Here is a 20,488-nt window from a genome sequence, read left to right on the forward strand (position 1 = left end):
TTACTGTCCATCTGCGATTAATGTTTCCACATCCATTACAATCTCTTCTGTTGGTACATCTTGATAACCATTATAATTTTTGACAACTACGCCGTTTTGATCAACCAAATAGAAGGATATACCATGCATAACTTCGTTTGTATTTGGGTTTTTAATGGCAGCAGTTTGGAAATTATTCGCTGCAAAATCTTTAATATCTTTTTGTGCGTAACCAGTTAAAAGGTTCCATTTACTTTCATCGGGCACTTCAAAGTTCCCAATATATTCTTGTAGAACTTCTGGAGTGTCAAATTCAGGGTCAGCACTAAACGAAACAATTTTATAATCTTCTATTCCTTTATCGACAAGCTCTTTTTGAATATCGCTCATATTAAAGGTCATTAATGGACATTCCGTCGTACAATTCGTATAGATGAAACTTGCCAGCCAAACAGTTCCTTTTAAATCATCTAGTGAAACAGCTTCTCCACGTTGATTTTCATAATTGAAATCTTCTACTTTCCAATTTGTTTGTGCTTCGAAATTACCTCCACTTCCACAGCCTGCAAGAATAAGCAAGGTAATGGAAAGCATTGCTAATAATTTTTTCATGAAATGAGACCTCTCTTTTCTATTATAGCCTTATCTTAACTAAACAACTTGCTGCATTCAACTACATAGACTCCTATTAATTCAACAGTTTTGTGAATAGGGAAGTTATTTTAATGATAATAGTGCATTTTTTATTTCTTCGAGTTTACTTTCCATTCGGTGCATCAAATAAAATGATACAAAAATCGGAAAACCAACATCTTGAATGACTGCAATCCATTGTTCCATCCACATTCATCTCCCTTTTAAAAAATGACTCTCCGTTGCTCGGAGAGTCATTCCAAATTAGATAATGGTTGTTACATTTTGTTCAACTACTTTTGCAGTTTTAGCAAGTGCAAGGGGAGCACCTTCCAATTGAAAAACATTACTACTAATGATGGCGTTCATACCTGTTTGTATTTCCGTTGAAGTTAGTGACTCTTTTGGTTCATCAACTGATATCGTAATGTTTTTTCCGTTTGCTGCTTCAAATTGTAATTGCAAAGTTTTAGCCATGCTGTTTCCTCCTTTTCGTTATTAGTTTAAGTTTAATGTTTCGATTTTTTCAGCACCAATGAAGGGACTATTTGTAAAGCTTGATAATGTAGTTGCTACTACTTCTAATTGATCTGCAGATGCAGCACCTTGTAAATTACGATAAGACTTTGACTTTGTCTTCATCTTACCGTCCTCTGTCAACCCTCCCTCATAAATAAGTTTTAATACAGCTTGTTTATGTTCTAAGTTCGCCATGTGTATCACCTCCTTTCAACTAGTAGATAGAAACTTTTTGATCGAAAGGATACATTCCTAGTGAAATATTTTTCAGAACATCTTATACTATTGGTAAGAAGATTGAGGTGAATAGATTGTTAAATGGTTGGTTTTTATGGTTTATACTTTTTTGGGTAGTCGTTTTAATATCACTAATGGCGATTGGCGGCTTCTTTATGTTCCGAAAGTTTTTAAAAGCTTTACCGAAGGATGACGGGAAGTCCGAGTTAGATTGGGAAGAATACTATGTCAACAACACAATACATTTATGGAATGAAGACCAAAAAGTCCTTTTAAATGAATTAGTAAGTCCAGTACCAGAACTTTTTAGACCGGTAGCAAAGCAAAAAATCGCTGGTAAAATTGGACAATTAGCATTAGAGGAAAAAGCGTCCTCTATTACACGGGAGCTGTTAGTCCGTGGTTATATTATTGCTACACCTAAGCGAGATCACAAATTTTTGCGAAAAAAACTAGCAGAACTTAAGATTGATGTAGCACCTTATGAACAGTTTTTCGAGCTATCAGCAGACATGCCCAGAGGTAAATAAGAAGAGCGCAAGCGTCTATGTTAGAGGAATACAGTCTAAGTTCGCCACTCCTGTGGCAACGGGATGCATGACCCTCATCGTGCTGGCCCAGGAGGAAGCTCCCCAGCCACCACAAGCGATTTTGTTTGCGACGAGCTTGCGCAAGCTGCTTTTTCACATTTGACCCCGAGGGGTAAGGCGCTGGCGCTGAATCAATACTGAGTAATAAAGTTATATTTTCTTATCTTTTGAAAAAAAGCGAGCATCCCTATTTAAAGGAATGCTCGCTTTCTATTTTATAGACTTACTTCTTTTTGTATTTTCCTAAATTGCATATACATCGCAATTCTCCATGGAACTATCATACCGAATGCTAATATCCAAAACATGCCACTTAGTGCTCCGATATCAATTGTAGAGCTAAGCACAAGTTTTGCTATAATACGCACGATTAACAATCCGAACAAGATAAAAATAAAAGCTTTTGATTGCTTCAAATAAATTTCACCATCTCTTCGTTCAAATTTGGAAGTCCAAATCAGCACGGTGGAGAATAATATTCCAGCAATTATCGCTTCTATAAATTCTGACCCTGTTACTCGAAAAAAGGGAAAAATAAACATTAGTGCTCCTGTAGACATAAAAAGTGGCGGCAATAATATTTTCTTAACACTTGCCGGTCGTTTGGCAGATTTCGCTCTAATAGTCGTAACCGCAATTCCCATTCCGATAGCAAACACCGTGGAAACTATTAACATTACATTCGGTGAAATTTTTTCAAACATTATATACACCATATCCTTCAATTCTATTACATCTATTCTTTAGTCAGCTGTTACATTATTTAGCACTTGCACTATTTGTTCTGGGTTAAATGGTTTAGTAATGAAATCTTTTGCGCCAGACTCTAGTGCATCTACTATTAGTTTTTGTTGTCCAAGTGCTGTAACCATCACTATTTTTGCGTCTGGGTGCTCGGAAATAATTGATTTAACTGCCTCAATCCCTGTCATTCCTGGCATAGTAATATCCATTGTCACTACATCTGGTAATAACTTTCTATACATTTCAATTGCTTCTTGTCCATTAGCCGCTTCACCAATTATTTGAAATTGCTGTTCTTCAAGCATTCTTTTAATCGTAGTTCTCATGAAGATTGCATCATCCACTACTAATACTGTTTTCATACTCACGCCCCCTTAACAATGAAATCCAATGTCTTTCATAATGTTAAAATCCTGTAAAATCACCAAACAATGGACTCAAAATTCGTATAATATATTCTAATCCGTCAAAAAACAATAAGATTCCCAGAGCAATCATTATATAACCGCCTACTTTTACGATTAAATTACTGTTTTTACGAATCCAGTTAAGTCTTGTAACAAAGAAAGATAGTACGAAAAATGGAATAGCAAATCCTAACACATATGCTAACATATACCATATTCCAACATCTGGATTTGATCCTGCCATTACAATTACTGCTGCTAAAATCGGTCCTGTACACGGTGTCCATCCAGCAGCAAAAGCCATCCCTATCAAAGTGGTTCCTAAAAATCCAGAAGGGCGATTTTTAAATTGAAGGCGTTTTTCTTTCATTAGAAATTCCGGATTAAATATACCAACGATGATTAAACCAAATATGACAATGAAAATTGCTCCAACTTGACGGAGTAGATCTCCATATTGGATAAAGAATGTACCTACTAAAGATGTTGCAAATCCTATTGCAACAAATATAATGGAGAATCCTAATAAAAAGAATAATGTATGTAGCATTCCTCTTTTTTGCATCAACTTTTTGTCAGTTTTGATTTCTTCTAGTGACATCCCTGTAATATAAGATAAGAATGCGGGATACAATGGCAATGTACAAGGAGAGATAAAGCTTAAAAACCCTGCTCCAAATGCCAATAATAGATTAATATCGGTACTCACGGCTGTCTTCCTTTCCGATTTACTGTCCCTATCGTACCAAATTTACCTCGCTTTGACTCTACAATTGCTTGTGACAGCTTTTTGACTCTTTTAAGCGCTATCCTCTATCTATTCATTTTTGAAAAAAGACATCTTATTTCAGAACCAAAATATACAAATAAGACTTTTTAAGTTTAGCAAATCTACAACCTTTGTGAAAGACTGGAATAGTAAATTTTTCAATTTCGGAAATATTACCTAAACTTTCTACTACTACTTTCATCAATTCATCCTTCGACAGAATATCCTTTCCAAAAAAAATCACCAACTATAAAATATAGTTAGGTGAATTTCGGATTAGTTTACACTTGTGTTTTCTTGAAAAACTGCAGTGCATTGATCATTTCATGTAGTGATGCAACTAATTCCTCATACGTTGTTTTAGCTTGTAGCGCATCAACTTCTGCTTCATAGTCTGTTCTTGTACCTACAAAAACTGTTCCAAATAAAGCAATTTTTCTTTGAAATACATGAACCTCAGTTAAGTTTTCAATCGTAGAATTCATATATGTATATACATTGAAAGAATGTTGGTTCGCACAATATCTTTCAAATAAATCAGAGCGTTCTTTACCTGTTTTCAAAGAAATTTGCTCTAATTCTTTTGCACAAGCTATCACGTTCTGTCCTTGCTCCGCAACCATTTTTACCGTTTCATTTATTGGATACATTCAAATTACGACCTTTCTCTTTTCAACTATTATTATATCACAACAGAAAAATGATCACGTTCTAAGTGATTAGTTAAGGAGAAAAATTATAGCTATAAGTAAAATCTATTTAAATGAAATAAACCAGCCTAGAGTCTTAACACTAGCTGGTTTATTTGCGTGTAATTATTATGCGATATCATCCACCACATTGTTCTGTAATAGATACATTTTATGATATAAACCTTTTTGGTTTAGTAGTTCTTGGTGTGTACCACGCTCGACTATTTCCCCGTGATGTAGAACAAGTATAAGCTCCGCATCGGCAATAGTGCTTAAACGATGGGCAATAGCAATCGTTGTACGCCCTTTTCTCATCTTTTCTAAACTATTTTGGATAGCGACTTCGGTTTCCGTGTCAATATTAGCAGTTGCTTCATCCAGTACTAAAATTTTTGGATTCGTTGCGATTGTACGTGCAAAAGCAACTAATTGTCTTTGCCCACTTGAAAATGTGGAGCCCCTCTCTGTTACTTTTTGTTTGTACGTATTCGGGAGCTTATCGATAAATATATTTGCTTGCACAAATTCTGCAGCAGCTTTTACTTCCTCGGAGGTCATTTCTTTATCATGTAATCTAATATTATTTTCGATATCCCCATAGAACAAAAATGGATCTTGTAGTACAAGTCCTACTTTTTCTCTGATTTCTTCTGCCTGAAAGTCTTTCACTGAATGTCCATCGATTTTAATATCTCCTTGTTCAAACTCATAAAAGCGCATTAGCAAGTTGATAATTGAACTTTTCCCACTTCCAGTATGTCCTACTAAAGCTACCGTTTGACCAGGTTCCGCTGTAAACGAAATGTTTTTCAATACTTCCATTTTACCATCATATGAAAAAGAAACATTCTGAAATTCGATTTTACCATGTTCAATTTTCGCACTAGCGTTATTCTTTTGGGAAGGTGCTAGGTCGTTCTCGTCTAATAGTTTGAATACACGCGAAGCGGCAACAATTGCTTGTTGGAATATAGACAGACGTTGCATTACATGGTTAATCGGCTCAAAGAATCGGTCAATATACGTGACGAACACATATATTAGTCCAACTTCTACAACATTGTTCATAGACGTAATTCCAAAATAACTAAGGACCATAACAATAGCAAGTGCGTACACTAAATCGATTGCTGGTCGTAGCAGCAAGCTATCTAGCTTAATATTACGTTTACCTGCATTCCAATGCTTGTCGTTAATTTCATTAAACTCATCTTGTAGTCTATCTTCTTGTCTAAAAGCCTGTATCATCGTCATCCCTTGCAAAGATTCCGCAAGCTTTGCATTTAGCTGACTTAGTCGTTCGCGCAAATCTTGATATACTACCGAACTATGTTTACGATATGTCGTAATGATGAAAAATAAAATAGGCAATAAGAGAACCGCCACAAGAGCCAATTTTACATTCAGTATAAACATAGCAATATATACACCAATTATTAAAAAACCACTTTGTACAAATGCTACTAATACACTAACGAACATATCTTTAATCGCTTCCGTATCATTTGTTACACGGGATACGATGCTTCCCGCGGGTGTTTTATCAAAGTATCGCATACCTAGCTTATGCACTTTTGAAAAAACATCAATGCGCATTTGTTGGATAATTTTCAACGCAATTTCTTGAAATCTGAGCAATTGAAAGTAACTGACGATGACATTTCCAACTTGTATAAAAACATAGCCAAGTGCTAGACCAACAATGGGACCTGTTGGAAAATTTCTCGGAGTTAAATAATCGTCCATAAATGCCTTGATCAGAAAAGGCGCTAAAATGTCTCCTAATACAGTCAAAATTAGTAAGAATAAAGCTAAAGAAATAACTTTCTTATGTGGTTTTAAATAGGTGAGCAATCGTTTAAAAACTTTCCACTGATCTTTCCCACTTAACTGTAGTTGTTTTTCTTCCATTATGCTTCACCACCCTGTTCCACTAAAGATTCAAGTTGTTGTAATTGATACATTTCGAAATACATTCCTTTTAACTCCATCAATTGTTCATGGGACCCTTTTTCTATAATTGTTCCTTCACTCATTACGATAATTTGGTGCGCATGTTGAATCGCACTCAGTCGATGGGAAGTAATAATCGTCGTTTCGTTCTGTCGTTTTGCTTTTAAAGCTTCTAATATTGCCTCTTCCGTCCGTGCGTCTACTGCGGACAATGAATCATCGAGGATTAAAACTTCCGGCTCCATCATCAGTGCACGCGCTATCGAAATACGCTGTTTTTGACCACCTGATAAGGACACCCCTCGTTCCCCAACAACTGTGCTATATCCGTCAGTAAACTGCAATATATCTTCATGAATATACGCAAGTTTCGCCGCTTCATATACTTGTTCCATGGAAGCACCTGCATTTGCAAACGCAATATTCCCAGCTACAGTTGTGGAGAACAGGAAATGATCTTGAGGCACATACCCAATCGCTTCACGTAAACTCCGCTTTTTATACGCATCTATTGGGTGATTTCCATATAGGATTTCCCCCGTATATCCTTCAAACTCTCGCATTAATAATTTTAATACTGCTGTTTTTCCAGCCCCAGTTTTTCCGACGATCCCTAATGTTTCTCCGCGTTTAAGCGAGAAATGGACATCACGTATCGCAGCCCTTTCGTCACCTGGAAATTTGAATTCATCCACATGAAATTGTATATCCCCCTCCGGCTTTTCTTCCAGAGCTCCTTCTTTATCATCAATTTCAATCTTCTCATCCAATAAATTCATAATTCGATCATATGAAGCGCGACCACGCTCTACAATATTAAATAACCAGCCAAAAGCAAGCATCGGCCATACGAGTAATCCTAGATAGGAAGTAAAGGCAAATAAGTCTCCGATCGACATTTCATCGGCTAAGATAAAACGACTTCCAAACACTATAGATAAGAAAAAACAAATACCAACAATGAGTGAAATCGTTGGATCGAATAATGCATCTACTTTGGCGACACGAACATTTTTATCTACTACATCTTGTGATAATTGCACGAAATCTTCTGTATCCTCTTTTTCTTGTCCGAATGTTTTAATGACTTTCACACCAGAGATACTTTCTTGTGCTTTATCATTTAAACTGGAAAATGCTTCTTGTGCAAAACGAAATCGTTTGTGCAATAGCGTTCCATAATAACTTGTTAAAATTGCCATCAAAGGAAGTGGGATAAGGGCAATTAATGTTAGCTTCCAGTTGATAGTAATAGCCATTGCAGCGATAACAAATCCGCCTGTAGTGACCGAATCAACAAGTGTTAATACTCCAGCTCCTGCCGTTTGTTGAACAGCAGACAAATCATTTGTAGCATGCGCCATCAAATCTCCCACCCGTTTTTTCTGATAAAACGAAGGAGCCATTTTCGTAAAATGACGAAACAATCTTTCTCTCAATTGTCGCGCTAAAAAAATAGCTGAACCGAAAATCATAATGCGCCAATAGTATCGTAGACCATACATACCAATAGCTGCCACCGCTAAAATTGCAAGCCATTTCGTTAACGTGGTAATGGTTAATGTACCCGCACTAATTTCATCTACAACATACCCAATAATTTTTGGTGGGATCAGCTGCAAAAAAGCGACGAACATAAGCATAACGATACCTAATAAGTATTGTTTCTTTCTTTCTTTAAAAAACCATCCTAAATCCAAAAATACTTTCACATTTTTTCCCCCATGTTTCTATATTAAGACTAATATAGTTTAGCAAATGTTCATATATTTCGGAAGACAAGAAGGTAAAATAATTCGGATGTTGAAATTTCTTCTCCTAGAAGTAATGATATTTTAAAATGAATGGGTAAGGGAAACTATAGAAAATGAGAGAGCAACCAAATTACTTACAAGAACGACTAAATGAAAAACTACTATTGTAAACGGATAGTTCGCGCAATATAGGGAGAATGCATCGTAAGGAAATTAACGCTGGGATTTCTGCTGCACGGCGGACGCTTTCCGCGGGCATGGCTTCAGCCTCCTCGTCGCTTTGCTCCTGCGGGGTCTTCAGCTCATGCTATTCCCGCTGGAGTCGCCGCCGTTCCGCTCCAATCAACGAAATATGCTAGCTAATTAGCATTTAGCTAAACGAACCAATAAGAAATATTAGAATCGCTGCACTAAGGCAAAAGTGGCAGCTATCACTAACTGAAAAAATTGCTTATTAAACAGTGAACATGATCTTCACTATATTATGAATCAACAAATAATGTATATTTCCTTAACAGTAATGAGTCGTCTCTAATAAAGTAAACTCTTCGATATGGGAATTCACTGCTTACTTACACGAATTGGTTGAAATGGTCAATACTGGACAATTGTTCTTGTAATACTAATTAATAATGGATTTTTGCTTCGATTCTAATAAAAATTTTGGTATATAAAGTGAGAAAATAATTATTCAGCAAGCTCCTTTGATTTTCGCGGAAGGGCGGCGACTCCAGCGGGATGAAGTGAGACAGATGAAACTTCACATCGCACGCGTAGCGTCGGTGAAGGTTCATCGCTCACCCCGCGGAAAGCGTCCGCCTTGTAGCAAAAATCATTGCGGACACTTTATTCAACTTGCTAAGACGAGTTATCACTGTATTGCAATTAATAAAAATGGCATTCCTTATATTATTTGGGGAAATTATAGACAAAACATAAATTTTATAACTTCTTCAAACATGAAAAAAGCAAAAAGAAAAGCGGAACTTTTCTTCTTGCTTGTTCTATATATAGCACATTAAACACACTTCTATATTGAATTCCATATCCGCTTAAATGTTTTTTGGCCTTCCTGAACTTCAATCAAATAAATGTCAGGATTCGTTATCGTCTGCCACTGATCAAATCCAAAATTTTCATCAATACTATTTAATAATAAAGACATAATAGCCCCATGTGTGACGAGCATCACATTTTCTTCAGGGGAACTTATAACTTCCTCAATGACTGAACTGATTCTAAATAGCGCTTCATTACTAGATTCGCCTCCGATGAATTTTAATGATTTATCTTGAAATGTCATATTAAGTTTATCAAGCCAATCTGAGTAATCCTCCGTACTTAGAATCCTCTCAGAAAGTCTAGTATCTTTTATTATTTCAATTCCTTTATATATACCCAAAGGTTCAATTGATTGAACTGCCCTTACATAATGGCTAGAGACTATTTTGTCAATTTTCACATTTTCAAAATAGTCTCTCAGCATTAATGCTTGAGAATCCCCCTCAGAGGTCAGCTTCGCGTGTTCTTCCTGCCCCTCCGCTTTACAATGTCTAATCATATATATTCTTTTCATCATTTAAACACCTTATCAATTTTTTTCCGATCATAATTTAAGATCCATTCATTATATGTATCGTACATAGTTCGAATTGACTCAGGAGATGTTGCGATCAAATCGCATCCTCGGTCGTCATATACATGAAAAATTGTTCCTCGTTCGGTGTTAATAAAGAAAATGTCATGAAACATAATCGGTTTTAATCCCATATCCTGATTGCAAATTGCTTCTAACAGCGTAGTATACTGGATATCAGAGGACCTACATTCTAGCCAGAACCGCTCGGTTGTCCATTTACCTTCCTCATTATCCTCAGGAAAAACATAGGGTATCGTTTGATGTTGCAATTGATACAAAACAGATTTATTTCGAATATATTTCGATAAAGTAGGAGATTTTCGTGTCCTTCCAAAATAATGTACATTTGCTACAACAAAAATCTTTTCATCATCCTTATGTAATGCACGAAACAATGTAATCGCGCGGTGATACACATCCCTCATATAATGACACTTCTCAGTCATGTCAACACCAAGTTCAAACCGAACCCCAATATCCCATTCATAAAATAAAGGTGGTCTTAACATAAGATTTGGATAATTGCTCCCCATAAATTGTTCTAAATCCATTTTTAATCCCCATTTCCTTCTTCCCAAAAAATACTTGGATATTCCACAATTCCTAATATGTTCGGAAGCGTATCTTCTTTCAATTCCAGTACCATAAATGCTTCATCGGGCACATCGAAAGGAGCTTTTATATGTTGGATGCCCCATTACAATGCCTGGTTAATCAAGAGTTTACCTATTCCTTTGTTCTGTTAAATAGACAATTCTGTAATAGGAGCAAGCGCAAGAGACTCGAAAACTTTATGATCACTCCTTATTTTTAATTTAGATAGAAGGATATGGCCAACGAGTTAAATTAATGTTTTCATTTATCGCAACTAATGACAATTCGGGAACGGAAACGGAAACATCGGATTTTCTAATTCTTGCTACTACCTCATATTCTTTTTTATTACTTAGCTCCATGCTAGCAAATGCATTCTTTACAACATGCTCGGTAATTATATATTCCTCTGTCTGTTCTTTTCTGATTGTGATGTTCAACATTGTTCCCCCTAATTTCACTGGTAGTTATAAGTTACCTAAGTGTATCAAAATATCTTTCATTAAATTGCTTAGAAAATAAAACTAAAACTTGCCTAGAAAACCATTTACTCGGCCCAATCTATTTAATAATAGGAAAAACACCCGAAGAAAAATCAATATTTTTCTTCGGGCGTTATTTTAGCTATTTATTTCTTCTTTTATTTCACCAACATAAACGGATTGCGGGCGGAAAATAGTGTTGTCTCTTTGCTGTTCAATCACATGGGCAGTCCAACCAACCATTCTAGCGACGCTGAATGTCGGAGTAAATAGTTCTGCTGGCATATTAATAGAACGCATGATGGCTGCTGCATAATACTCGACATTCGTATACAATTTACGACCTGGCTTATGTTCAGCAAGTAAATCAATAATCTCTTTTTCAGCTATTGTTGCTAGATCTAACCAGGCATCTTTTCCTTGTAGCTTCGAACATTTTTCACGTAACAAAACAGAACGTGGATCCTCCGTTTTGTATACACGATGACCGAATCCCATTATTTTTTCCCCATTTTTGATTTTATTCTCTACAATTGTTCGAATGGAGGAAGGATCTTTAAACTCATTTAGTAAGTCAATAACTCCAGATGGGGCACCACCATGAAGTGGCCCTTTCATCGTCCCTAGTGCTGAAGTTATAGCTGCTGTTAAATCAGATTCAGTAGAAATCGTTACTCTTGCAGCAAAGGTGGAAGCATTTAACCCGTGCTCCATTGTCAGTTTTAAATACGTCTCTAGTGCTTCCACTTGCACTTCCCTCGGCACTTCCCCAGTCAACATCCATAGATAGTTAGCCGTATGTGACAAGTGCTGATCCGCCTCTATTATTGGGAGGTTATGCTTATTTCGGTAATGCCTTGCAACAATAATTGGAAGAGCTGTTGTCAGGATAACAGCTTGTTCTTCTATGGATTTCTCATTAAACTCTTTATGTCCATACGCGGAAATTGCCGTCCTCATAGCATCCATTAGCGATATTTCTTTAGGAAGTGAATCAATAATTTCTTTAATATGCTTAGGAAGTGCCCGATCATTATTTAGAGGGATGTAATTATTTGACCTGTTTCCAGTCCATAGAAAGTTCGCTAGCTCCTCAAATGATAAGTTAGGTACTAATTCATCCACTCTAACTCCGCGATATCTTAGTTCCCCTATGTCACCTTCCACTGCCGCAATATTCGTGTGCACTGCTACAATATCTTTTAATCCTCTTTGATACATACGTAACCATCTCCTTTTTTATTATTGTATTAGAAAATTTTGATAATTAAAATTAAATATATATAATTATATTAATTAATATTCTTAATTGAAGAGGTGCATATAATGGAATACCAATGGCTTAAAACATTTTGCATTGCAGCAGAAACACTTAATTTCCGAAAAGCATCGGAAAAACTGATGATGTCCCAACCAAGCGTTACAGTTCATATACGATTATTAGAAGAGCATCTTGGTAGCACTCTTTTTGATAGACTAAATAATCGGGTGACGTTATCGGATACTGGGAAATTCTTTTTACCAGAAGCGTTGCAAATAGTGAGAAATATCGAGAATAGCGTAAGTAAAGTACAGGCGTTCGCACAAGGGTATAGACGTAACTGGAGTATAGCAATATCTCCATTAATGGCAGAAACAATTCTTCCAAATGTTTTACACTCATTTATGAAATTACATCCTGATATTGAGATAAGCATCCGAGTTGAAGAATCCCATATGATTGAGGAATTAGTCGACCAAGGGGAAGTAAATATTGGTGTTTCGGCACTGGATGCTATGCGAAAAAGCGTACAATCTATCCCTATGTACGAAGATCCTATATTATTTGTCATGCCCTTCGATGAATATGATGAAGAAAGTGGCCCACCGATTGATGTACAAGATGTACTAAAGAAAAGTTATCTATTTACCCATCACCACCCCGTTTTTTGGGACGATCTTTTAATAAAGTTGAATAAGCATGTGATTGGACTCCGCACGATGAAAGTAACACAAGCATATATAGCCAAAAGATTTATCCAAGACGGTCTTGGTGTTTCCTTTCTTCCACACTCCATTGTGAGACGCGAGTTAATCGAGGGAAAAATTATGCAGCCGCATTTTGACATATTTGAATTACCTTCTGTTTCCACTTTCATCATAGTTAAAAAGAAAGGTGATTTAGAAAAAGAGTTCATCGAACGCATTTCGAAGTACTATTTTGGATAAGATAACCTGTAAATATAAGAAGGGATGCACTATCATACGCTTGTGCTTCCCCTCATATGAACTATTGCTAATATGTATTATCGAGTCTCACATTAAAGTTGTTCCCTCTTTTAGTACCTTTCCTTCATTGATCCATGCTTCTATCATTCGATTAAAGAAAGTAGGATTTGCCATAGGCACCCCATGCCCAATATTGGATATTATCACGCCTCTACAGTTTGGGTTATTTTTCACAATATCCATTGCAGACTTTTTCATCACTAGATTTTCAAATTCCCCTACTGTCACGAGAATTTTTCCCTTTGCTTTATTAAAATTATCAGGTAGTTTAAACGACATATTCTCCTCTAAAATTCTAATAAGGGTTTTTACTTTCATTTGACTACTTTCTTTATAATATTTGTCGAAGTAATCTTCATTAATATAAAGTGTTTTGGATTGAATTTTTGAAAACGTTTTATTTTTTATTAAAGGAAATGTTAATAGAATAGAAGGGGTAATTAGCTTTTTCACAAATCTGATTGGCCTTACTAAGGCACTATTTATAATTGCATGATTGATTAAATCAGGTTTCATACCTAACATTTGAATCGTTATTTGAGCACCTAGTGAAAATCCAATAACATTAATTTCTTTTCCCGCCGCTTTTTCTTCTAATATATCAATGAGTTGTTCAGCACTTGTCTTGATTGAGAAATTAGTTCCGTTCGTACTCTGCCCTTGTTCTTGTAAATCAGGCACGATACAGTGATACTGAGTGAAATATTGAATTTGTTTGTCCCACATCCAGCCACTTACTCCTCCACCATGTAAAAATAGCAAAAGTGGTCCATTCTTATCTCCATATTCTTCATGGTGCATTGGCAAATCACTTCCTCTCTTTTACTATTTACGATAAATTCTAAAGAAAGTTTCAATTTACCCTTCCAATAGGAAAAAACCTTTTTGGAGAAGTACTTTTCTAACTAAGGGTGGTTGCTTCAATAAGGCCCTATTTCCCATCATCTTTGCTCGATATTTTTCCAAATCTCACTAAACCACAATTAAACTAGCAAACGCTTCTGTGAACATTAAAGATTCGAAAGTTTCATATAGCAACATCTCCTTATCATTTATCCCGTTGCTTTTGTAATTAAAAAAAGATTGCCTACAAGTAGATAACTACTTCTGAGGCAATCGTTCTGGTTTGTTTATAAAGGCTTTCTAACTAAGATGTGTGTGAAGATGCTTCCATATCTCACTAATAACGAATCCTTTTCGTATTGGCAAATTGTGCGATTCTTTCTCCAATTTCATCTCGGACACGCTGAAAGAAAGTCCATCTTTCTGCTTCTGTTCCTTCTGCTTTCGCTGGATCATCAAAGCCCCAGTGCTCTCTTTTTACATGAGGTGGCGTCATCGGGCATTTGTCGGCAGCGTCTCCACATAATGTAACGACTAAATCTGCACTGTTTAATATTTCAGGATCAATAATATCCGAGCTTTGCGCAGATATATCAATTCCAGACTCATTCATTGCTTTCACTGCGTTCGGATTTAATCCGTGTGCTTCGATACCAGCACTGTACACTTTCCATTCTTCCCCTAAATATTTCTTTGCCCAGCCTTCCGCCATTTGGCTTCTGCAAGAATTTCCTGTACAAAGGAAATATATTGTTTTTTTAGTCATCATTTCAATCTCCTTTAGAAAAATAATAATGTTAAATACAGTCCAAATAGCGTAATAAATAGAATTGGAATCGTTAATATAATCCCTGTTTTGAAATAAGTACCCCATGAAATTTTAATATCTTTTTGAGATAAAACATGCAACCACACGAGCGTTGCTAGAGAGCCAATAGGTGTGATTTTTGGCCCTAAATCTGATCCAATTATATTTGCATAAATAAGTGCTTCTCGTATTTGTCCAGAAGTATTTGTTTCTGCTATCGCTAATGCATCAATCATTACGGTAGGCAAATTATTCATAACCGATGATAAAAATGCCGCGATGAAGCCCATCCCAATCGTCGCAGCGAATAGACCCTGGTCTGCAACAAATTGAACGACACTTGCTAAAGAACCCGTCAGCCAAGCATTTCCCATTCCATATACAACGACATACATACCTATAGAGAAGAAAACGATACTCCAAGGTGCTCCCTTCACAACAGCTTTCGTATTCACTGCATGACTTCTTCTCGCCATTATTAAAAACAAAATAGCAACTACCGCTGCAATAATAGATATAGGCATTTCAATAAATTCACTAACAAAGTAACCAACAAGTAATATGAATAAAACACCCCAAGATAAATGGAACATCCCGACATCTTTTATTGCTTCTGAAGGCATTCGCAATTTCGATAAATCATATGTTTTCGGAATACTTTTTCTAAAATACATATAAAGTATCGTAATTGTTGCAATTAATGAAAATAAATTGGGGATAAACATTCGAAAAGCATATTCCACAAATCCAATGCCAAAGAAATCTACAGACACAATATTCACCAAATTACTAACGACAAACGGCAAAGATGTCGTATCTGCAATAAACCCACTCGCCATAATAAACGGAAAAATCATCTGCTCTTTAAAATTCAAATGTCGAACCATCGCAAGTACAATAGGTGTTAATATAAGTGCCGCACCATCATTTGCAAAAAGGGCTGCAACAATTGCACCTAATATACTTACATATATGAACATTTTCACGCCATTACCTTTTGCAGCCCTCACCATATGGAGTGCTGCCCATTCAAACAATCCAATTTCATCTAAAATCAATGAAATAAGGATAATCGCAACAAAAGTTAATGTTGCATTCCATGTAATTCCTATTACTTCTTGTACATCTTGAATTCCTACAACTCCTACTAATAAAGCAAGTAAAGCCCCGCCACATGCAGACCATCCAATGGATAAGTTCCTAGGCTGCCAAATGACTAATGTTAGTGTCAGAAGAAAAATCAAAGATGCTAAAATCGCATCTGTCATATTGAAGCCTCCATTAATCTAAAAATTCTATCGTTTACATAGTAATAAATCATCGTTTTGACTAAATTAGCCTTAACTACAGCACGATTTTGCTGATTGTAGCGCAGTATTTACGGTACAGACACCAGTTTCCGGTAATTCCAGTTCTACCCGTTTAGAAGAGTCAATATCTCCAGTAAGATAAGCAACAATTGAACGAACTTGCTCATAACCTGTTGCCATTAAGAAAGTAGGCGCACGCCCATAGCTCTTCATTCCGACCATATAGAAGTTCTTTTCCGGTTGTCTTAATATCTCTTCCCCGTGTGGCCTTACAGTTCCGCAACTATGAAGGTTTGGATCAATTAAAGGAGCAAGAGCCTCGACACTTTCAGTGGAGGAATCTATACTTAGCCTAATTTCTCTTAACAAAGAGAAGTCTGGACGAGTACCGGTATTCGCAATTATTTCATCTATTCCTTGTAAAGTAAATTCCTGTCCATTTAATTCACCAGTTATTTCTATTCCATTTTTCGTTTTGTTTAGTTGTTGTATATGAAATGGAGTAAATACCTTAACTTTATCTGTATCCACTATTTGGTGAATTCGACTTCCTAGCTCTCCTCTTGCTTGAAGAGCATCTTTTTCTTCTCCACCATAAGCGTCTTCTACTTTTTTCTTTCTCATAATCCAATAAATTTCTACTTGTTCACCTAGCTGTGAAAGCTCTAGAATCGTATTAATCGCTGAATGTCCACCACCCACAACGGCTACACGCTTACTAATGTACTTTTCGCGATCTTTCCCCGCTACGTCTGGAATTCCATAGTAAATATTTTGATTAAGGTCTTTTTCTTCTTTTGTCCAAATGCTATCCGCATTAATTGGATTTGGTTGTAACCAAGTCCCAGTTGCATCAATTACAGCTTTAGCTTCGATCCGTTTTGTTTCCCCTTGTTGGTCTATATATAAAACGAATGGTTCTTGATCTCGATTAGCCGTTTTCATTTTATCTGTACTTCTTTTACTAATGGAAACTACGGTTGTGTTCAATAAAATATTAGGAGAAATTTCAGGTAACTTTGATAGATGCTCTAAATAGTTTTCCACTATCTCTTTGCCCAATGGTAATTGCTCTGATGGTGGTGAAACCCATGATCTTTTTTCCAATAGTTTTTTTGCTACTTTATCAATATTGTATTGCCATGGTGAAAATAATCGTACATGACCCCATTTCAGAATATTACTCCCAACTCGAGACCCAGCCTCCAATACAATAAAATCCTCTTCCTTTTCGGCTAAATGTGCAGCTGCAGCTAAACCGATTGATCCGGCACCAATGATAGCAACAGGTAATTTTTTATGGAAACCGTTTGAACTATATTGTTTAGTTTCTGTTTTAGTTCCGCAGCAACTCGAAATATCGATTAAATCAATACTTTTCATGACAGTACCTCCAAATAATAATATTATTTGCAATATGCAAGTATCTAGCTAACCTTTGTTCAAAATTAACACATAGGGGAGCAACAAACATGAGATTTCGACATCGCTTTATTCAGTAATTCTATCGAACGAATGACTGTTTCACGCTCGAATTCATTCATATGCGAAAACACCTCATCCAAATACGCATTCATTGATTGATCGATTGATGTAGCAACAAACTTGCCTTGAACTGTTAGACTTAAAATGTAGATTCTCTTATCTTGTTCCGAAGGTGTTTTTTTTACTAGTTCCATCTTTACTAATTTTTGAATTTGTCTGCTGAAAGTTGTAATATCCATCGCTAATGTATCAGCCACTTGTTGCATAGAAGGTGCATGTTGTTTGTCTATCTCATAAATTATGTGACTTTGAACAGTTGAAATATCCACGCTTCCAATAGAACAACAATTTTTATTTAATAATCCAAATCGCCGAGTTAGAACTTGGAACAATTCACGCTTATTTTCCATGACTTTCACCTCTACATTATTTATAAAAGGATTACTTGTAAAATGCAACTAATACTTCTCTTTATTTTTTACTCTGTATTCTATACGCTACTCAAATGTTCATGAATTAATTTCCATTCTCCATCCTCTGCTCTTATGAAGATATTCGTTGCTCTCCCACTACCAGCAACAAATTCTCCATTGTAATATCCTTCATAATGATACGTATAAATGCATGTTGCTGATCCTTCGTCTACTGTAATCCACTTAACATCTTCTGCTGAATAGACTTCCTCTATTATCAGATTCCATGCATTTTCGAAATAACTTTGTATTTCACTTATAGTCGTACAAGTTGCGTTCGAAAACCAGTAAATTGCCTGTTCATGAAGAAATTTTCTGACATTATTAAAATCATGCGTATTTGTTGCATCTATATATTGACTTAATGCTTTTTCATAGCCCATCGTACAAAACCCCCTAATATATTATAAATCATTTTACTTTTTCAGTTATTAAGCACTCGCACCAAAAACGTTCGACTCCTGGATATTTCTCTCCTATGCTTGTAACGCAAAATCCAATCCTTTTATAAAAACTCACCGCATCTTGATCCGTTTCGGCAGAAATCAAGGAAAGAGAATGTTTAAGCATAATAAAATTTATCATTCTCTTCCCGATTCCAGCTCCTCTTTCAAATGGTGATACGGCTATCTGTTTAATTTCGCAGCCTTGTTGTTCTGTTAATTCAATTCCAATGCAGCCGATGAATTTTTCATTTTGTTTATACCCGTATAATTTTCTATTTTCCAATTGCTTATATAGCTCATACTCTGCGTCAATTTTATTTACAGAAATTGCATACGCTAATAACTCTCTGATAGAAAAAGGAAGAACACTTGTATTTATTTCTTGCACTTCATTTACTTCCTTTTTCATCGTGAATATAGCACTTTGTACGTGATGAAATAAGTTATAAGACCGATTATCGGCAGAGCTGCAACAGCGAACACGGAATACGCTGCTAGTTCATTGAAAAATGAGATAGCCATTGGGAAAAGTGACAGTATGACAAAAGAAAAGACAATAACGACGGAAAATGCTGCTTTAGCCGATTTACCTGTAATTTCGGATTCCCTTTCATCGTCATCCAGGTTTGTTTCTGGAATGACAATTTCTTTCATTAGTATTCTACCGTTATTCCGTTTTTTAGAATTAAAGTATGTGAACCAAACGTTCAGCAAGACTAAGATGAAAAATGGAATAGAATAATAATTAGAATTAATCTGATTTGACACATAAAAATCGTAACTTATCTGTTTATTCATAAGCATATTTGAAAGTTGAGTTGATTTCACAGAAGGGAGCATGTGCATTGCAAATGTTAATATTAGTAGAATGCGTAAAATAATAGTTATTTGTAAATTCCTCATGGTATCCCCCTATTTTATCTAGCATGAAAGTATTTAAACGTTAATAAATAGATGATCAAACCAAAAACCGGTATGGATGCAGTCGTAAATATTGGATACCACGGATAATCTAGAAAATAATTTGGTATAAACATATATGATCCAAGTAGTAGAAAAGTATAAAATAGAATAAAAACAAATGCAAAGCGAACAGCTTTTCCTGTAATCTCGACCGCACGTTCATCAGCGACATCATACTCTGGTAGAATGTACTCTTTCATCTGGGTATGTTTCTTTTTCTTAACTACAATAAAGTCAATAATATTAATAACGGCTAGAAGAATTCCAACTATAAGAAAAAAAGTACCTCTCCATGTTGATACATATACGGAAAATCCATCGATGTATCCTCTTCCCATCATTTCGAAGTACATATCAATTCTTACATAGTCATAAACCATCAATGCAAGTGAAACATAAAGCAAGCATCTTAAAATAACTGTAATATACATCCTCATTTCGTTTCCTCCTCTTTATAAAAAATTTGTTCAATCGGTTCTCCAAACACTTCCGCGATATTCATAGCGAGCAATAATGAAGGGGTATAACTCCCTTTTTCCAATGAAACAATCGTTTGTCTCGTTACGCCGGTTTTTTCTGCAAGATCCCCTTGCGTCAAATTGAATTTAGCACGTAATTCCTTCACTCGATTTTTTAGCAATCTGCTCCCTCCAAACTTTCTTTTATTATTGTATAGTTTATTAGTCATTTTGTATAGTTCATTTTACTTTTTGATTAGTTGACTATACTTCGGCGGTAATAAAAATGACTGAACAAGTAAAAATTATTGATTGGTCCTAGCATTTCTTTTATTTAAATTAGCCATCAGGAACAGGTGAATTAAAAGTTCTTGTTTGAAGTAGACAGTCATTAAATTTACACAGAACCCGCATCATATATCAGATTATGTAAAGTATTCAA

General features: G+C 35.8%; 25 protein-coding genes and 1 pseudogene. 2 read left to right on the forward strand and 24 right to left on the reverse strand.

The annotated features are described in order from the left end of the window. The 4 genes from BMZ04_RS10180 to BMZ04_RS10195 form a co-directional block, all read right to left on the reverse strand. Entirely contained in the window at window positions 1–591 is a 591-nt protein-coding gene (locus tag BMZ04_RS10180; protein ID WP_093269231.1) for an SCO family protein, read from the reverse strand. Window positions 592–696: 105 nt separating this feature from the next. Further along, window positions 697–819 carry a YvrJ family protein gene (locus BMZ04_RS10185; protein WP_093269234.1) on the reverse strand — a complete coding sequence of 41 codons (123 nt, stop codon included), beginning with the start codon at window positions 817–819 and terminating at the stop codon, window positions 697–699. A 57-nt stretch (window positions 820–876) separates the two neighbouring features. Further along, window positions 877–1,089: a DUF2922 domain-containing protein gene (locus BMZ04_RS10190; protein ID WP_093269239.1), complete on the reverse strand. Its 213-nt coding sequence runs from the start codon at window positions 1,087–1,089 to the stop codon at window positions 877–879. 21 nt (window positions 1,090–1,110) lie between these two features. After that, entirely contained in the window at window positions 1,111–1,326 is a 216-nt protein-coding gene (locus tag BMZ04_RS10195; protein ID WP_093269242.1) for a DUF1659 domain-containing protein, read from the reverse strand. 116 nt (window positions 1,327–1,442) lie between these two features. Here BMZ04_RS10195 and BMZ04_RS10200 point away from each other — a divergent pair, with 116 nt between their 5' ends. Further along, a complete protein-coding gene (locus tag BMZ04_RS10200) occupies window positions 1,443–1,898 on the forward strand; it encodes a DUF2621 domain-containing protein (RefSeq protein WP_093269247.1) in 456 nt (151 codons plus the stop codon). Between the two features lie 275 nt (window positions 1,899–2,173). Here the strand turns inward: BMZ04_RS10200 and BMZ04_RS10205 are convergent, their stop codons facing one another. The 10 genes and pseudogenes from BMZ04_RS10205 to BMZ04_RS10250 all read right to left on the reverse strand — a co-directional run bounded on the left by BMZ04_RS10205 (window position 2,174) and on the right by BMZ04_RS10250 (window position 12,213). Continuing rightward, entirely contained in the window at window positions 2,174–2,662 is a 489-nt protein-coding gene (locus BMZ04_RS10205) for a CcdC family protein (protein WP_093269252.1), read from the reverse strand. A 39-nt stretch (window positions 2,663–2,701) separates the two neighbouring features. Next, window positions 2,702–3,064, reverse strand: coding sequence for a response regulator (locus BMZ04_RS10210; protein WP_093269257.1), 363 nt, complete (start codon window positions 3,062–3,064; stop codon window positions 2,702–2,704). Between the two features lie 43 nt (window positions 3,065–3,107). Further along, window positions 3,108–3,818 (reverse strand): cytochrome c biogenesis CcdA family protein, encoded by a 711-nt coding sequence (locus BMZ04_RS10215; protein WP_093269262.1) that lies wholly within the window; start codon window positions 3,816–3,818, stop codon window positions 3,108–3,110. Between the two features lie 341 nt (window positions 3,819–4,159). Beyond that, window positions 4,160–4,528: a hypothetical protein gene (locus BMZ04_RS10220; RefSeq protein WP_093269266.1), complete on the reverse strand. Its 369-nt coding sequence runs from the start codon at window positions 4,526–4,528 to the stop codon at window positions 4,160–4,162. 168 nt (window positions 4,529–4,696) lie between these two features. After that, the gene (locus BMZ04_RS10225) at window positions 4,697–6,481 is read right to left on the reverse strand and encodes an ABC transporter ATP-binding protein (protein WP_093269271.1); all 1,785 of its coding nucleotides are present in this window, start codon (window positions 6,479–6,481) and stop codon (window positions 4,697–4,699) included. Continuing rightward, entirely contained in the window at window positions 6,481–8,235 is a 1,755-nt protein-coding gene (locus BMZ04_RS10230) for an ABC transporter transmembrane domain-containing protein (RefSeq protein ID WP_093269274.1), read from the reverse strand. The genes BMZ04_RS10225 and BMZ04_RS10230 overlap by 1 nt, the downstream gene beginning before the upstream one ends. Before the next feature lie 1,072 nt (window positions 8,236–9,307). Further along, window positions 9,308–9,853: a histidine phosphatase family protein gene (locus BMZ04_RS10235; RefSeq protein ID WP_093269277.1), complete on the reverse strand. Its 546-nt coding sequence runs from the start codon at window positions 9,851–9,853 to the stop codon at window positions 9,308–9,310. Beyond that, a complete protein-coding gene (locus tag BMZ04_RS10240) occupies window positions 9,853–10,467 on the reverse strand; it encodes a DUF3885 domain-containing protein (protein WP_093269281.1) in 615 nt (204 codons plus the stop codon). The genes BMZ04_RS10235 and BMZ04_RS10240 overlap by 1 nt, the downstream gene beginning before the upstream one ends. A gap of 2 nt (window positions 10,468–10,469) precedes the next feature. Next, window positions 10,470–10,953, reverse strand: a pseudogene (locus tag BMZ04_RS10245) (GNAT family N-acetyltransferase). A gap of 177 nt (window positions 10,954–11,130) precedes the next feature. Beyond that, window positions 11,131–12,213, reverse strand: coding sequence for a citrate/2-methylcitrate synthase (locus BMZ04_RS10250; protein ID WP_093269285.1), 1,083 nt, complete (start codon window positions 12,211–12,213; stop codon window positions 11,131–11,133). Between the two features lie 105 nt (window positions 12,214–12,318). On the opposite strand from BMZ04_RS10250, the gene BMZ04_RS10255 reads away from it, so the two are divergent. Next, window positions 12,319–13,200, forward strand: a complete 882-nt coding sequence (locus BMZ04_RS10255; protein ID WP_093269288.1) for a LysR family transcriptional regulator — start codon at window positions 12,319–12,321, stop codon at window positions 13,198–13,200. Window positions 13,201–13,287: 87 nt separating this feature from the next. Here BMZ04_RS10255 and BMZ04_RS10260 read toward each other — a convergent pair whose 3' ends face one another. The 10 genes from BMZ04_RS10260 to BMZ04_RS10305 all read right to left on the reverse strand — a co-directional run bounded on the left by BMZ04_RS10260 (window position 13,288) and on the right by BMZ04_RS10305 (window position 20,228). Beyond that, window positions 13,288–14,067 (reverse strand): alpha/beta fold hydrolase, encoded by a 780-nt coding sequence (locus BMZ04_RS10260; protein ID WP_143128292.1) that lies wholly within the window; start codon window positions 14,065–14,067, stop codon window positions 13,288–13,290. 373 nt (window positions 14,068–14,440) lie between these two features. After that, a complete protein-coding gene (gene arsC / locus BMZ04_RS10265) occupies window positions 14,441–14,869 on the reverse strand; it encodes an arsenate reductase (thioredoxin) (protein ID WP_093269296.1) in 429 nt (142 codons plus the stop codon). Window positions 14,870–14,883: 14 nt separating this feature from the next. After that, window positions 14,884–16,179 (reverse strand): arsenic transporter, encoded by a 1,296-nt coding sequence (locus BMZ04_RS10270; RefSeq protein ID WP_093269299.1) that lies wholly within the window; start codon window positions 16,177–16,179, stop codon window positions 14,884–14,886. A gap of 72 nt (window positions 16,180–16,251) precedes the next feature. After that, on the reverse strand, window positions 16,252–17,604 hold the full coding sequence (locus BMZ04_RS10275) for an NAD(P)-binding domain-containing protein (RefSeq protein WP_093269303.1): 1,353 nt from the start codon (window positions 17,602–17,604) through the stop codon (window positions 16,252–16,254). Window positions 17,605–17,669: 65 nt separating this feature from the next. Then, on the reverse strand, window positions 17,670–18,116 hold the full coding sequence (locus BMZ04_RS10280) for a MarR family winged helix-turn-helix transcriptional regulator (protein ID WP_093269310.1): 447 nt from the start codon (window positions 18,114–18,116) through the stop codon (window positions 17,670–17,672). Window positions 18,117–18,196: 80 nt separating this feature from the next. After that, a complete protein-coding gene (locus BMZ04_RS10285; protein ID WP_093269313.1) occupies window positions 18,197–18,562 on the reverse strand; it encodes a YybH family protein in 366 nt (121 codons plus the stop codon). Window positions 18,563–18,590: 28 nt separating this feature from the next. After that, the gene (locus BMZ04_RS10290) at window positions 18,591–19,034 is read right to left on the reverse strand and encodes a GNAT family N-acetyltransferase (RefSeq protein ID WP_255367879.1); all 444 of its coding nucleotides are present in this window, start codon (window positions 19,032–19,034) and stop codon (window positions 18,591–18,593) included. Next, complete coding sequence (locus BMZ04_RS10295; protein ID WP_093269317.1) at window positions 19,031–19,528, reverse strand: hypothetical protein; 498 nt, start codon at window positions 19,526–19,528, stop codon at window positions 19,031–19,033. Before BMZ04_RS10295 ends, BMZ04_RS10290 begins: the two co-directional genes overlap by 4 nt. Window positions 19,529–19,542: 14 nt before the next feature. Continuing rightward, window positions 19,543–20,025 carry a hypothetical protein gene (locus tag BMZ04_RS10300; RefSeq protein ID WP_093269320.1) on the reverse strand — a complete coding sequence of 161 codons (483 nt, stop codon included), beginning with the start codon at window positions 20,023–20,025 and terminating at the stop codon, window positions 19,543–19,545. Beyond that, on the reverse strand, window positions 20,022–20,228 hold the full coding sequence (locus BMZ04_RS10305; protein ID WP_255367880.1) for a helix-turn-helix transcriptional regulator: 207 nt from the start codon (window positions 20,226–20,228) through the stop codon (window positions 20,022–20,024). Before BMZ04_RS10305 ends, BMZ04_RS10300 begins: the two co-directional genes overlap by 4 nt. Between the last annotated feature and the right edge of the window lie 260 nt (window positions 20,229–20,488).

Source organism: Psychrobacillus sp. OK032 (genome assembly GCF_900111345.1).
Lineage (GTDB): Bacteria > Bacillota > Bacilli > Bacillales_A > Planococcaceae > Psychrobacillus.

Coding starts and splice junctions, on each gene's coding strand:
- arsC (WP_093269296.1), bottom strand. CDS start 14,869: ATGACTAAAAAAACAATATATTTCCTTTGTACAGGAAATTCTTGCAGA.
- BMZ04_RS10240 (WP_093269281.1), bottom strand. CDS start 10,467: ATGGATTTAGAACAATTTATGGGGAGCAATTATCCAAATCTTATGTTA.
- BMZ04_RS10225 (WP_093269271.1), bottom strand. CDS start 6,481: ATGGAAGAAAAACAACTACAGTTAAGTGGGAAAGATCAGTGGAAAGTT.
- BMZ04_RS10255 (WP_093269288.1), top strand. CDS start 12,319: ATGGAATACCAATGGCTTAAAACATTTTGCATTGCAGCAGAAACACTT.
- BMZ04_RS10250 (WP_093269285.1), bottom strand. CDS start 12,213: ATGTATCAAAGAGGATTAAAAGATATTGTAGCAGTGCACACGAATATT.
- BMZ04_RS10300 (WP_093269320.1), bottom strand. CDS start 20,025: ATGAGGATGTATATTACAGTTATTTTAAGATGCTTGCTTTATGTTTCA.
- BMZ04_RS10195 (WP_093269242.1), bottom strand. CDS start 1,326: ATGGCGAACTTAGAACATAAACAAGCTGTATTAAAACTTATTTATGAG.
- BMZ04_RS10185 (WP_093269234.1), bottom strand. CDS start 819: ATGGAACAATGGATTGCAGTCATTCAAGATGTTGGTTTTCCGATTTTT.
- BMZ04_RS10235 (WP_093269277.1), bottom strand. CDS start 9,853: ATGAAAAGAATATATATGATTAGACATTGTAAAGCGGAGGGGCAGGAA.
- BMZ04_RS10280 (WP_093269310.1), bottom strand. CDS start 18,116: ATGGAAAATAAGCGTGAATTGTTCCAAGTTCTAACTCGGCGATTTGGA.
- BMZ04_RS10295 (WP_093269317.1), bottom strand. CDS start 19,528: ATGAGGAATTTACAAATAACTATTATTTTACGCATTCTACTAATATTA.
- BMZ04_RS10270 (WP_093269299.1), bottom strand. CDS start 16,179: ATGACAGATGCGATTTTAGCATCTTTGATTTTTCTTCTGACACTAACA.
- BMZ04_RS10180 (WP_093269231.1), bottom strand. CDS start 591: ATGAAAAAATTATTAGCAATGCTTTCCATTACCTTGCTTATTCTTGCA.
- BMZ04_RS10205 (WP_093269252.1), bottom strand. CDS start 2,662: ATGTTTGAAAAAATTTCACCGAATGTAATGTTAATAGTTTCCACGGTG.
- BMZ04_RS10220 (WP_093269266.1), bottom strand. CDS start 4,528: ATGTATCCAATAAATGAAACGGTAAAAATGGTTGCGGAGCAAGGACAG.
- BMZ04_RS10210 (WP_093269257.1), bottom strand. CDS start 3,064: ATGAAAACAGTATTAGTAGTGGATGATGCAATCTTCATGAGAACTACG.
- BMZ04_RS10190 (WP_093269239.1), bottom strand. CDS start 1,089: ATGGCTAAAACTTTGCAATTACAATTTGAAGCAGCAAACGGAAAAAAC.
- BMZ04_RS10290 (WP_255367879.1), bottom strand. CDS start 19,034: ATGAAAAAGGAAGTAAATGAAGTGCAAGAAATAAATACAAGTGTTCTT.
- BMZ04_RS10285 (WP_093269313.1), bottom strand. CDS start 18,562: ATGGGCTATGAAAAAGCATTAAGTCAATATATAGATGCAACAAATACG.
- BMZ04_RS10275 (WP_093269303.1), bottom strand. CDS start 17,604: ATGAAAAGTATTGATTTAATCGATATTTCGAGTTGCTGCGGAACTAAA.